Below are 12,733 nucleotides of genomic sequence, written 5' to 3'. Positions count from 1 at the left end.
CCTGCATCGCTTGCAGCGCGCCCACGGCCGATTGGCTCTTACCCACGAGGTCAGCCAGCACGGCCTCGTCATCCTTGAGGTTCTGCGAGGCCTGGGCCTGCATCTGCATCGCGGTCTGCAGGCTGGTGAGCGTGTTCTTCCAGCGTTCCTGCGTGTCCCGGTACATCTGGTCGCCGCTCACGGTGGCAGCGTACTGCTCGGGATACAGGCGCTTGAACTCCTTGTCCATGTTCGTCACGTCGTAGGCCAGGCCCTTGGCCTGGTCGATCAGCCGCTGGGTCAACGCCAGGTTGGCGCGCAACTGACCGACCACGCTGGATGGCAAGCTCGCCAGGTTGCGCGCCTGGTTCTCCAACATCTTGGCCTCGTTCTGCAACTGCTTGATCTGGTTGTAGAGCTGCTGCAGCGTCTGGATGGCCGTCAGCATGTTCTGCACGAAGTTGGACGGATCGAACACGATGAGGGCCGCCGCGGGCTGGGCGAACATCAGGGAGCCGGTCAGGACGGCGGCGATTGCGGCGGGAAGGATGCGGGTTTTCATGGTGAGTTCTCCTGCGGGTGGGAAGGAAACGAGGACAGCAGTTCGGCGGCCCAATGCAGGCCGCGATGGCGCAGCCAGGTGGCCGCGAACGGGGTGGAAGCGGAAGATGTGGAGGTGGTGGCGGCAGCGAGCACCGCGTCGATGTCGCGCTGGTCTTGCGGCGTGGACGCACCCGCGAAGGCCAAGGTCGCGGCGCCCAGGTCGAGGTCGAACAGGCGATTGCCGAGACGCGACTGGTAGTAGTAGTCCCGCTTGGGCTGTGCAGTCGCCACGATCTCGATCTGGCGGCTGTTGAGCCCGAAGCCTTCGTAGATCGTGCGAATCTGCGGCTCGGTCGCCTGCGGGTTGGGCAGGAAGATGCGGCTCGCGCAGCTCTCGATGATGGCCGGCGCGATGCTCGAATCCTTGATGTCCGCCAGGCTCTGCGTGGCAAAGATGACGCTGACGTTCTTCTTCCTGAGCGTCTTGAGCCACTGGCGGATGTGCGCCGCAAACACCGGGTCATCGAGAAACAGCCACGCTTCGTCGAGGATCAGCAGCGTCGGCGCACCGTCAAAGCGTTCATCGAAGCGCGCAAAGAGGTAATGCAGCACGGCCATGACAGCGGCCTTGCTGTGCATCAGTTCCTCCATCTCGAAGCACTGCACGGAACCAGCGCCCAGGCGATCCGAATCCGCATCCAGCAACTTGCCGTGTGCGCCACCTAGCACATAGGGCGCCAGCGCTTGCCGCAGTGCGTTCGATTGCAGCAAGACGGAAAGCCCGGTCATCGTGCGCTGCTCCAGCGGAGCACCGGCGAGACTGCCGAGTGCCGACCAGATGGCCACCTTCTCGTCGGGGCCGACCGCGACACCCTCATGCCGCAAGCGGCCTTCGAGCCATTCGGCCGCCCAGGTGCGATAGCCCTCGCGGTCGATGCGGGCGAGCGGCTGGAAGGCAATTTCTCCATCCGTGCCCAGGTCGTAGTGCTCGCCGCCCAAGCCCAGGATGGTGGCGCGCATCGAGCGCCCCATGTCGAAGGCGAAGATGCGCGAGCCGCGATAACGACGGAACTGCATCGCCAAGGTGGCGAGCAAGACCGACTTGCCCATGCCCGTGGGGCCGGCCACCAAGGTATGGCCCACGTCGCCAATGTGCGTCACCAGCCGGAACGGCGTTGCCCCCTCGGTGCGCGTGACGATCAGCGGCGGGCCGTCGAGGTGGTCGTTCTTCTCCGGCCCGGCCCATACGGCGGACACCGGCATCAGATGTGCCAGATTCAGCGTCGAGATGATGGGCTGGCGCACGTTCGCGTAGGCGTGCCCCGGAATCGACGATAGCCAGGCATCCACGGCATTGAGCGTTTCGGGGATCGTCACAAAGCCGCGCCCCTGGATGACGCGTTCCACCATGCGCAGCTTCTCATCGGCCTTCGCCGGGTCGGCATCGAGCACCGTCACCGTGGTGGTGACATAGCCGAAGGCCACTTGGTCGCTGCCCAGCTCCTGCAACGCCGCATCGGCATCCGCCGATTTTTTGCTCGCGTCGGTATCGACCAGCGGGGTTTCCTGCTGGAAGATGGTTTCGCGCAGCAATGCGATGACGTTCTTGCGCTTGGCGAACCATTGGCGGCGCAGGCGGGAAAGCTCCTTTTCCGCATCGGCTTTGTCGAGGCACAGGAACCGGGTTGACCAGCGATACGCAAAGCCGAGGCGGTTGAGGTCATCCAGAATCCCCGGCCAGGTCGAGGTCGGGAAGCCGCGCACCGTCGCCACGCGCAGGTGCTGATCGCCCAGCATGGGCGCCAGCCCGCCAATGAGCGCGGAATCGGCCAGCAGCGCATCGAGATGGAATGGCACTTCCGGCACACCGACGCGATAGCACCGCGTGGAGATGGTCGAGTGCAGGTAGGTCAGCGTCTGGCTGTCATCGAGCCACGCGATCTCCGGCATCACGCCATCGAGCAGGTCAAAGATGCGATCCGTTTCCGCGACGAAGGCCGTCAGGCGCTCGCGCCAGTCCACGCCTTCGGTCGGACGGTTCTCGTAGAGCAGGCCCGCCGCGCGGGCGCGTGCCTCCTCGGGCGGCAGATACATCAGCGTCAGGTGGTAGCCGCTCTCGAAGTGGTTGCCCGAGTCCTGGAAGGCGGCGCGGCGTTCCTCGTCTCCCAGCCACGACAGCGGCTCGGGAAACTCCGAGTGCGGGTAGTTGGCGGCGGGCCGGCGCTCGGCTTCGATGAACAAGGCCCAGCCCGAACCCAGCCTGCGCAACGCGTTGTTCAATCGTGCTGACGTAGAGATCAGCTCGCCCTGCGTGGCACTGTCGAGGTCGGGGCCACGAAAGCGCGCCGTGCGCTGGAACGAGCCATCCTTGTTCAGCACGACGCCCGGCGCAACCAGCCCGGCCCAGGGCAGCCAGTCGGCCAGCAATGCGGGCCGCTGGCGGTATTCGGCAAGGTTCAGCATGGCATTCCCCTCACACGTCCAGCAGCGGCCGGTGCTTGATGTGGCGGGCGAAGACCTGCATGAACTGCGGATCGACGCGCGCGCCCCAAACCGCCAGCGCATGACCGACGATCCAGAGCACCACGCCGGGAATCCACATCTGCAAGCCCAGGCCCACGGCAGCGGCCAAGGTGCCGTTGGTGATGGCCACGGTGCGCGGAGCGCCGCCCATCAAAATCGGCTCGGTCAGCGAGCGATGCAGCGGCACCTCAAAGCCGGGAGCGAAGCCCTGCACGCCATCGTGGGCCGCGTTCATACGACGGCCCCGCCCGAGAAGCTGAAGAACGACAGGAAGAACGAGGACGCGGCAAACGCGATCGACAGACCGAAGACGATCTGGATCAGCTTGCGGAACCCGCCCGAGGTATCGCCGAAGGCCAGCGCCAGGCCCGTGGCGATGATGATGATGACCGCGATGATCCGGGCCACCGGCCCCTGGATGGATTCGAGGATGGATTGCAGCGGCCCTTCCCAGGGCATCGAGGAACCCGCGGCCTGGGCGGTGCCCGCAAGCAGCAGCATCAGCGCCGCGAGCATCAAGCCTTGCATGGCCGGGCGAGCCAGGTTATCCAGCCGCGCGGGCCGGCGAAGAGGATTTGCGGAAGTACGGAAAGCAGGAACGATCATCTGCGTCATGGCAGTTCTCCAGAGTGGTCAGGGGACGGGGAGGAAAGGTCGGACTGCGGCAGCAGCTCCGGGAATGGAGCCTCCAGTGCATCCGCCAGTTGGTAGCCCACGCCATCGAAGCCGACGACGCGGGCGATGCTCTCGATGCGGCGCTTGCGCCCGCGCCCGGCGATGTGGATGACCACATTGACCGCTTCCGCGATCAGCGCACGGGGCGGGTTCACCGCCACTTCGAGAATCAGTTGCTCCAGGCGCAGCAATGCGCCCAGCGCGGAGCCGGCGTGGATGGTGGCGACGCCGCCTGGATGGCCGGTGCCCCAGACCTTGATGAGATCCAGCGCCTCGGCGCCGCGCACCTCGCCGACGACGACACGATCCGGGCGCAGGCGCATCGAAGACCGCACCAGCTCGGTCATGGACACCACGCCCTGGCGTGTGCGCAGCGGTACGTGGTCGCGGGCTGCGCATTGCAGCTCCACCGTGTCTTCGAGCACCAGCACGCGGTCGCCGGTGGCGGCGATCTCGGCCAGCAACGCATTGGCCAGGGTGGTCTTGCCGGTACTCGTCCCACCGGCGATCAGGATGTTCTGGCGCTCGCGCACAGCGCGCACCAGCAGGCCCGCCTGTGCGGCGGTCATCATCCCGTCCTCGATGTAGCGCGACAACGGGATCACGCCGAAGGCGCGCTTGCGCAGCGCGAAGGCTGGCCCCGGTGCAGCGGGCGGCAGGATGCCCTCGAAGCGTTCGCCGGTTTCCGGCAGCTCGGCTGTCAGCAGTGGCTGACCCCGATGCACTTCGGCGCCGACGTGGGCAGCCACGAGGCGGATGATGCGTTCGCCATCGGCCTCGGACAGCTCCACGCCCATCGGCGCGCGGCCCGTGGACAGGCGATCCACCCAGAGCGTCCGGTCGGGATTGAGCATGATTTCCACCACGTCCGGGTCTTCGAGCGCGGCAGCGATCAGCGGCCCCATTGCCGTGCGCAGCATCTGGATGCGGCGATCCAGCGATGTGGCCGTGAAGGAGGAAGGAACGGCGCTCATGAGGCTCGCTCCTGTGCTTCGGCCGTGTCCGCCATCCGCATCGGATCGGGATTCAGTTCGTCCACCACGTCGCGCACCAGACTGCGCCCACGCAGCAGGTGGCGGCCAAGCTGTTCGACAAACTGCTCGAAGCGGGCCTTGCCCTGGGCGCGGGCGGCGTCCTGATGGGCCTCGGGAACAGGTGTGCTGACGGTCAGGAAGTAGCGGATGAACAGCGCCAGCGTTTCGATGGCAATGTTCTGGTCGCGCTCCAGGCGCTCGGCGTGGCGCGACAGGCGATCCAGTCGCTTGGCGATGGCGGCTTCGCGCTGGTCGCCAGCGTCGGGCGACAGCCACGATGCAAGCGCTGCCGCGACGATGCTGGACTTGGACACGCCCTTGGCGGCGGCCAGTTCGTCGAGCCGCCTGGCGTGCTCGGGCTGGATGAAGAGATTCAAGCGGTGCTGACTCATAGCGCGATTCCGTCGTCAGGGTCGAGGGATGCCAGCCGGGCCGTGCGCTGCAGGGCCGGGTCGAGCTGGCGCGGGAGGGAGACCGAAAGAGGCAAAGGCATGTCGTCGTCATCGAGCAGCCCGAGGTCGGCTGCGGGCGCAACCAGGTCGGGGTCGTAGGCGACGGTCTCGGAGAGTTCGGGCTGACGGCGCGGGCCGCCGTCATCGGTCGAACCCAGGTGCTCCAGGCCATCGGCCGATGCCGCGGCCGGTGCGACGGGCACGGCGGGAATCGCCAGCCCACTCCAGTCATCCGCACGGGCCGGCGGCACGTCGGCATAGCGCCCCGCGGCGAGCACCGGCGGCGGCAGCACCCGTCGCTTGAAGTTGGCGTCCGCGTAGTAGCGCAGCTTCCTGGCCTTGATCGGCGCCACGCTGGAGACCATCACCACCGCCTCGTCGGGCGGTAGCTGCATGACTTCGCCGGCCGTCAGCAGCGGGCGGGCTGTCTCCTGCCGTGACACCATGAGGTGCCCCAGCCAGGGCGCGAGCCGATGGCCGGCATAGTTGCGCTGCGCGCGCAGTTCGGTGGCGGTTCCCAGTGTCTCGGATATCCGCTTGGCGGTGCGCTCATCGTTGGTGGCGAAGGTCACGCGCACATGGCAGTTGTCCAGGATCGAATGGTTCTGGCCGTAGGCCTTATCGATCTGGTTCAGGCTCTGCGCGATCAGGAAGCTGCGGATGCCGTAGCCCGCCATGAAGGCCAGCGCCGTCTCGAAGAAATCCAGCCGCCCGAGCGCGGGGAATTCATCGAGCATCAGCAGCAGCTTGTGGCGGCGCTCGATGCCATCGGAGCCGTCAAGCGATTCGGTGAGGCGTCGCCCGATCTGGTTGAGGATCAGGCGGATCAGCGGCTTCGTCCGCGAAATGTCCGAAGGCGGCACCACCAAGTACAGCGACACCGGATGCTCGGCCGCGATCAGGTCAGCGATGCGCCAGTCGCAGCGCGACGTGACTTCGGCCACCGTAGGGTCGCGGTAGAGGCCCAAGAACGACATGGCCGTGGACAGCACGCCCGAGCGCTCGTTGTCGCTCTTGTTGAGCACTTCGCGCGCCGCTGAAGCCACCACCGGATGCGGGCCACCACCCTCCTCATTCACGAGGTGGGGCGTGGTCATCATGCGGTGCAAGGTCAGATCGAATGGGCAGGCAGGATCGGAAAGGAAGTTCGCCACGCCGCGCAGCGTCTTGTCTTCGCCCGCGTAGAGCACATGCAGGATGGCTCCAACCAGCAGCGCATGCGAAGTCTTCTCCCAGTGGTTGCGCCGCTCCAGTGCGCCTTCTGGATCGACCAGGATGTCCGCGATGTTCTGCACGTCGCGCACCTCATGCCCGCCGCGCCGCACTTCGAGCAGCGGGTTGTAGGCCGCCGACTGGCTATCCGTCGGGTTGAACAGCAGGCAGTGCGAGAAGCGCGAACGCCAACCTGCGGTAATGCTCCAGTTCTCGCCCTTGATGTCGTGGATGACGGCGGATGCGGGCCACGACAGCAGGGTCGGCACCACTAGGCCCACACCCTTGCCCGAGCGGGTGGGCGCGAAGGTCAGGACGTGTTCCGGGCCTTCATGGCGCAGGTACTGCTGGCGATGCAGGCCGAGGAACACGCCCGCGGACTGGTCAAGGCCCGCTTTGTGAATGTCCTCCGCGTTGGCCCAGCGCGCAGAGCCATAGGTCGTGACCAGCTTGGACTGGCGCGAGCGCCAGATCGACATGCCGATGGCGACCAGCACCGCGAACAGGCCACTGCCCGCTGCAATGACCCCGCCCACGTCGAAGACATGCGGCGCGTAGGCATCGAAGAAGAACCACCACTCGAACAGGCGCCACGGGTGATAGACCGGCGTGCCGAGGAAATCGAACCACGGCGATCCCAGGCGTAGCTGGTACCCCAGAGCCGCTGCCGTCCATTGCGTGGCGCTCCACACTCCGGCGATCACGATGCCGAATACGACGGCAATCTGACCGAACAGCACGTTCGTCCCTTGCATGATCCTGCCTCCGAGAACGGCACAACAACGTGCCGCCCCTATCAGGATCAATGCCATAGGGAGTACCGGTCAAAGACTGAAATCGCCGGGATTAAGGCTTAAAAAGCCATAGTTCTTGCTGTGGCGAAGACAATAAAAATGCCGCAGGCACAAAGGCGCTGCGGCGTATCGAGGTAACAGTGCGCAAGCTGTCGCAGAAGCGCGACGCCGGTGCGCCTTGCGTGGGCTACGGGGCTTTCTTCTGCTCCGGCCTGTCGCCGAAGAAGCGCCGTTCGGCGGCTGCGGCTGCGCGCATGCAAAGTTCATCGCCGATCTTCGCGCGATCTTCCTTGCATTGGCGCTGGATTTCCTTGATGCGTGCGGGGTTCGCCACCAGCTCATCCACTGTCTCTGTAGGATTGGCAGGACCACAGGCCGTCATCACAACGGCAATCACGGACATCACGATTTTGTTCATGGCGAGCGTCCTTTGGATTTCGGATTCACGAATCGGTCACGTTATCGGCACCAGCCGAATCCATGGTGACGACACGTTGAATGAACCGGGTCAGCATCGGTGACGGTTCAGTATCTCGACGCAGCAGATAAGTTGTCAGCATGGGTGGCGTTCCCGCCAACTGACGGGCCTTGACTCCAGGCTCTTTACTGGATGCGATATGCGCTGCACCTGCCAGACCAACCGCCAGTCCTGCGGATACCAGGGCCATCATCACGTCGAAGGTGGCAACGCGCTGGAGGATCTGCAACTCCTCGTCCCGCTTCTGCAGGATGCGGTCTATCTGGCGAGTATGCCCCTGGCATGCGGCCGGGTCGCCGAGCACCAACCGTTGCTGCAACACCATCTCCAGCGGAATGCGCCGGTGCTCCAGCAAGGGGTGGCGCAAAGACAGCGCCACCATCAATTCGTCATCCCACGCGGGAGTCGTCACGATGCCGTCGCCTACCTCGTCCGCCATAGACAAGCCCGCGTCGTACAGGTCTTCTTGCAAGCCTCTGATCTGCTGATCCAGTGGTACCTCGAACAGGCGGATTTCTACTTCGGGCTCTTCCTCGCGGCTACGGGCCAGCAAGGCAGGCAGCCGCGATGGCGTGATACCGTCGGACAGGGCAATGCGCAACTGGCCATGAAACCCACTGGCGGCCGATTTCGCACCATCGCGCGCTTGTTCCAGTGCCTCAAAGATACGTGGAACCCGCTCCAGAAATACTTTGCCGGCATGAGTCAGTCGAATGTTGCGTGTGGTACGGGTGAATAGCTTTGCTCCTAGTTCGTCTTCCAGATCTTTGATGGCACGGGATAGAGGTGACTGATCCATATGCAGTTTTTCTGCAGCCCGAGCAAAGTGAAGCTCCTCGGCGACCGTGAGAAAGTAGCGTAAATGTCTAAGCTCCATTGGAAAATTTTCCATTCCTGCGACACGCAAGCCCCCCCCCGGATTCTTGGGACTTTGAAGGCGGAGAATACCGGTCGTAATGCCGATGTACCAATATATCGAGCCTGTAAGTCGTTGTCGGCGAGTTAGCGACTGAGTGCGATTACTACAAGACCCGCTTCATTGAACTAGTGGTACCTTGTTGACAATCGAAGATGGTCTGAATAGCACATTTGATTCCGCCATGGTTGATGGATCGATAGCAGCAATTTCGGTAAAACAGGGATTCAATATACTCGGCACTTCTTGGCTATCGCAACTTGCCGCGCCTGCCTCAAGGGCCGCTCGCAGTTCGAACAAATACTGGCGCAGCAAGGCCATAGTCATGCTCCTATTTAGATAATTGCTGTCATCTCCGGCACGGCGGCAAACAGGTCCGCCTCCAGCCCGTAGTCGGCCACCGAGAAGATCGGTGCCTCCGGGTCCTTGTTGATCGCCACGATCACCTTGGAGTCCTTCATGCCCGCCAGGTGCTGGATGGCGCCCGAGATGCCGCAGGCGATGTACAGCTGCGGCGCCACGATCTTGCCGGTCTGGCCGACCTGCAGGTCGTTGGGGGCGTAGCCCGCGTCCACCGCGGCGCGGCTGGCACCGATGGCGGCGCCCAGCTTGTCGGCCAGCGGGGTGATGACTTCCTTGAACTTCTCTTCGCTGCCCAGCGCCCGGCCACCCGAGACGATGATCTTGGCGGCCGTCAGCTCGGGACGGTCGCTCTTGACGATCTCGGAACCCACGAAACTGCTCTTGCCGGAGTCGGCGACGGCGGCGACGGTCTCGACCGCTGCTGCGCCACCGGTGGCGGACGCGGCGTCGAAGCCAGTGCCGCGCACGGTGATGACCTTGGTGGCGTCGCCCGATTGCACGGTGGCGATGGCGTTGCCGGCGTAGATGGGGCGCTCGAAGGTGTCGGGGCCGTCGACCTTGGTGATGTCGCTGATCTGCGCCACGTCGAGCTTGGCGGCCACGCGGGGGGCCACGTTCTTGCCGCCGGCGGTGGCTGGGAACAGGATGTGGCTGTAGTTGCCCGCGATGGCCAGCACCTGGGCGGCGATGTTCTCGGCCAGGCCGTGCTTCAGGCTCGCGCCGTCGGCGTGGATGACCTTGGCGACGCCAGCGATCTGGGCGGCGGCGGCAGCAGCGGCGGCGGCGTTCTCGCCGGCGACGAGCACGTGCACGTCACCGACGCAGGCCTTGGCGGCCGTGACGGTGTTGAGGGTGGCGCTCTTGATGCTTGCGTTGTCGTGATCTGCAATAACGAGTGCGGTCATGGCTGGGGTCCTTTCGATGTTGTTGTGATGAGCCTTAGATGACCTTGGCTTCGTTCTTGAGCTTGTCAATGAGGGTGGCCGCGTCGGGCACCTTGACTCCGGCGCCGCGCTTGGGCGGCTCGCTGACCTTCAGCGTCTTGATGCGGGGTGCCACGTCCACGCCCAGTTCCTCGGGCTTGAAGGTGTCCAGCTGTTTCTTCTTGGCCTTCATGATGTTGGGCAGCGTGACGTAGCGCGGCTCGTTCAGGCGCAGGTCGGTGGTGATGACCGCAGGTATGTTCAGCGCCAGGGTTTCGAGGCCGCCGTCCACTTCGCGGGTCACGTTCACCTTGTCGCCAGCGATCTCGACCTTGGAGGCGAAGGTGGCTTGCGGCAGGTCGGCCAGCGCCGCCAGCATCTGACCCGTCTGGTTGCAGTCGTCGTCGATGGCCTGCTTGCCCAGGATCACGAGGCCGGGCTGTTCCTTTTCGATCAGAGCCTTGAGCAGCTTGGCCACGGCCAGCGGCTGCAGTTCTTCATTGGTCTCGACCAGGATGCCGCGGTCGGCGCCGATGGCCATGGCAGTGCGCAGCGTTTCCTGGCACTGGGCCACGCCGCAGGAGACGGCGATCACTTCGGTGACCACGCCTTTTTCTTTCAGGCGCACGGCTTCCTCAACAGCAATCTCGTCGAAGGGGTTCATGCTCATCTTGACGTTGGCGATGTCCACGCCGCTGCCGTCGGACTTCACACGCACCTTGACGTTGTAGTCCACCACGCGTTTTACGGATACGAGAATTTTCATGAGAGGATTTCCTATTGAGGTTCAGGCCACCGAGGGCATGGCCTGGAGCTCGCTTGCTGCGCGCTGCGCACGCGAAGTGATCATCACCGTTGCCTCGCCCTCGATGACTACGGTGTCCTTGACTCGGCAGACCGTGGACAGCACTGCCCGTGCCTTGGCCACCTCCACCGACAGTACGGTGACCGCGGCATGAACGGTGTCGCCCGGTTTGACAGGCACCTTGAAGCGCAATTGCTGCCCCAGATAGACCGTACCTGGCCCCGGCAGCCGGTTTGCGACCGCTGCAGAAATCACGCTGGCCGTCAGAAAGCCGTGCGCGATGCGTGCGCCAAATCGCGTCGTGGCCGCGAACTCTTCGTTGAGATGTACCGCATTGGTATCGCCGGAGACGCCAGCAAACATCACGATGTCCGCTTCGGTAATGGTCTTCGAGAAGCAGGCGTTCATGCCCGGCTGCAGATCCTCGACGTCGTAGCCATTCAGGTCGTTCATCGTCTATATCTCTCAGAGCTGGTCGTCCGACAATGCCAACGTGCTGGCCGCGCCATGGACCACGATGTCGCGCAGCGCGGAGGCCTCCACCAGGATGTGCGTCGCATAGTGGCTGGCCGTGATGCGCTTGGCCCGCAGAAAGCCCGCATCGCTGGAATCCGCCGCCAACTGCGCCGTGGCGGCTTCGGCCATGCGCGCCGACAGCCAGCCACCGATCACGGTGCCCGCCAATCGCAGGAAAGGCACCGCCCCCGCGGCGCAGTCCTGCGGCTGCGCGTCACTGTGGGCCAGCTGCCAGTCAGCCCCGTCCTCCAGAGCCCGAACTGCTCTCATCAACGCGTCGCCGATGGACGAGAGCTCCGGGTCGCGCGCATCCATCAACCGGCGCGCATCGCTGTCGATACGTGTCAACAAGCCCTTCAGCGTGCGTCCCCCCTCGCGTGCCAGCTTGCGGCCGATCAGGTCGTTGGCCTGGATGCCGGTGGTACCTTCATAGATCGTCGTGATGCGGGCATCGCGGAAGTACTGCGCGGCCCCGGTTTCCTCGATATAGCCCATGCCGCCATGAATCTGCAGGCCATCGGAGGTGATGCCCTGTGCGCTGTCGGTGCACCAGCCTTTGACCACAGGCGTCAGCAGGCCAACCAGGGCCTGTGCCTGCGCGCGCTCCTGCGCATCGGGGTGTCCGGCGGCGCGGTCCATCTGGCCGGCACAGAAATAGGCCAGCGCGCGCATGGCCTCGGTGCGCGCCTTCATGTCCATCAGCATGCGCCGCACGTCGGGGTGGCCAGCGATGGTGCTGCTGCCGGCCAGCGCCGGCTTGCCCTGCACGCGCTCGAGCGCATAGGCCCGGGCATGCTGGTAGGCACGCTCGGAAACGCCCACGCCCTCCAGCCCGACGTTCAGCCGTGCGTGGTTCATCATGGTGAACATGCACGCCAGCCCCTGGTGCGGCTCGCCGACGAGATAACCGATCGCGCCCCCGTTGTCGCCGAAAGTCATAGAGGCCGTGGGGCTGCCGTGGATGCCCAGCTTGTGCTCGATCGAGGTGCAGGCCAGGTCGTTGCGTTCGCCCAGGGAGCCGTCGTCATTGACCAGGAACTTCGGGCACAGAAACAGCGAGATGCCTTTCACGCCCGGCGGCGCATCGGGCAGCCGGGCAAGCACCAAGTGCACGATGTTCTCGGTCATGTCGTGCTCGCCCCAGGTGATGAAGATCTTGTTGCCGCTGATGCGGTAGTGATCCCCCTCGGGCACGGCGCGGCTGCGCAGCGCGGCCAGATCGGATCCGGCCTGCGGCTCGGTGAGATTCATGGTGCCGGTCCAGCGGCCGGCGACCATGGGCTCCAGAAAGCGCTGCTTGAGCGCCTCGCTGCCGTGGTGGGCAATCGCCTCCACGGCACCGAGCGTGAGCATCTGGCACAGGCTGAAGGCCAGGTTGGACGATTTCCACATCTCCAGCACGGCGGTGGACACCAGCGTGGGCAGTCCTTGACCGCCCCACTCTGTGGAGGCCGGCATTCCAATCCAGCCGTTCTCGCAGAAGCTGGACCAGGCCTCGCGAAAGCCATCGGCGGGGGGGG

Annotated in this window: 14 protein-coding genes; all 14 read right to left on the bottom strand. The window is 64.8% G+C overall.

What is annotated here, in order from left to right:
* Positions 1-541: P-type conjugative transfer protein TrbJ (trbJ, locus tag H928_RS0107565; protein ID WP_021025936.1), on the bottom strand; the 541-nt coding region annotated here is incomplete at its 3' end.
* Positions 538-2,985, bottom strand: coding sequence for a conjugal transfer protein TrbE (gene trbE, locus H928_RS0107560; protein ID WP_021025935.1), 2,448 nt, complete (start codon positions 2,983-2,985; stop codon positions 538-540). The genes trbJ and trbE, both read right to left, overlap by 4 nt.
* 10 nt (positions 2,986-2,995) lie before the next feature.
* A complete protein-coding gene (locus tag H928_RS0107555; protein WP_008642620.1) occupies positions 2,996-3,280 on the bottom strand; it encodes a VirB3 family type IV secretion system protein in 285 nt (94 codons plus the stop codon).
* Entirely contained in the window at positions 3,277-3,660 is a 384-nt protein-coding gene (locus H928_RS0107550) for a TrbC/VirB2 family protein (RefSeq protein ID WP_008642619.1), read from the bottom strand. The genes H928_RS0107555 and H928_RS0107550 overlap by 4 nt, the downstream gene beginning before the upstream one ends.
* Positions 3,657-4,694 (bottom strand): P-type conjugative transfer ATPase TrbB, encoded by a 1,038-nt coding sequence (trbB, locus tag H928_RS0107545; RefSeq protein ID WP_008642618.1) that lies wholly within the window; start codon positions 4,692-4,694, stop codon positions 3,657-3,659. The genes H928_RS0107550 and trbB overlap by 4 nt, the downstream gene beginning before the upstream one ends.
* Positions 4,691-5,146: a ribbon-helix-helix protein, CopG family gene (locus H928_RS0107540; protein WP_008642617.1), complete on the bottom strand. Its 456-nt coding sequence runs from the start codon at positions 5,144-5,146 to the stop codon at positions 4,691-4,693. Before H928_RS0107540 ends, trbB begins: the two co-directional genes overlap by 4 nt.
* A complete protein-coding gene (locus H928_RS0107535; RefSeq protein WP_008642616.1) occupies positions 5,143-7,173 on the bottom strand; it encodes a conjugal transfer protein TraG in 2,031 nt (676 codons plus the stop codon). Before H928_RS0107535 ends, H928_RS0107540 begins: the two co-directional genes overlap by 4 nt.
* Positions 7,174-7,399: 226 nt before the next feature.
* Entirely contained in the window at positions 7,400-7,630 is a 231-nt protein-coding gene (locus H928_RS0107530) for an EexN family lipoprotein (RefSeq protein WP_008642615.1), read from the bottom strand.
* A 25-nt stretch (positions 7,631-7,655) separates the two neighbouring features.
* Positions 7,656-8,567, bottom strand: a complete 912-nt coding sequence (locus tag H928_RS0107525; RefSeq protein WP_008642614.1) for a LysR family transcriptional regulator — start codon at positions 8,565-8,567, stop codon at positions 7,656-7,658.
* 159 nt (positions 8,568-8,726) lie between these two features.
* The gene (locus H928_RS31470) at positions 8,727-8,927 is read right to left on the bottom strand and encodes a hypothetical protein (protein ID WP_124988613.1); all 201 of its coding nucleotides are present in this window, start codon (positions 8,925-8,927) and stop codon (positions 8,727-8,729) included.
* 14 nt (positions 8,928-8,941) lie between these two features.
* Positions 8,942-9,874, bottom strand: coding sequence for an electron transfer flavoprotein subunit alpha/FixB family protein (locus H928_RS0107520; protein ID WP_008642612.1), 933 nt, complete (start codon positions 9,872-9,874; stop codon positions 8,942-8,944).
* Between the two features lie 34 nt (positions 9,875-9,908).
* Positions 9,909-10,658: an electron transfer flavoprotein subunit beta/FixA family protein gene (locus H928_RS0107515; protein WP_008642611.1), complete on the bottom strand. Its 750-nt coding sequence runs from the start codon at positions 10,656-10,658 to the stop codon at positions 9,909-9,911.
* A gap of 21 nt (positions 10,659-10,679) precedes the next feature.
* Positions 10,680-11,150 carry a MaoC family dehydratase gene (locus H928_RS0107510; RefSeq protein WP_008642609.1) on the bottom strand — a complete coding sequence of 157 codons (471 nt, stop codon included), beginning with the start codon at positions 11,148-11,150 and terminating at the stop codon, positions 10,680-10,682.
* A gap of 12 nt (positions 11,151-11,162) precedes the next feature.
* Positions 11,163-12,733, bottom strand: a 1,571-nt coding sequence (locus H928_RS26680; RefSeq protein WP_239644907.1) for an acyl-CoA dehydrogenase, incomplete at its 5' end; no start/stop codon positions are given.

Origin of the sequence: Comamonas sp. B-9 (assembly GCF_000410635.1) — a bacterium.
Classification (GTDB): Bacteria; Pseudomonadota; Gammaproteobacteria; order Burkholderiales; family Burkholderiaceae_C; genus Comamonas.
This window is presented reverse-complemented; position numbering and strand designations above follow the sequence as displayed.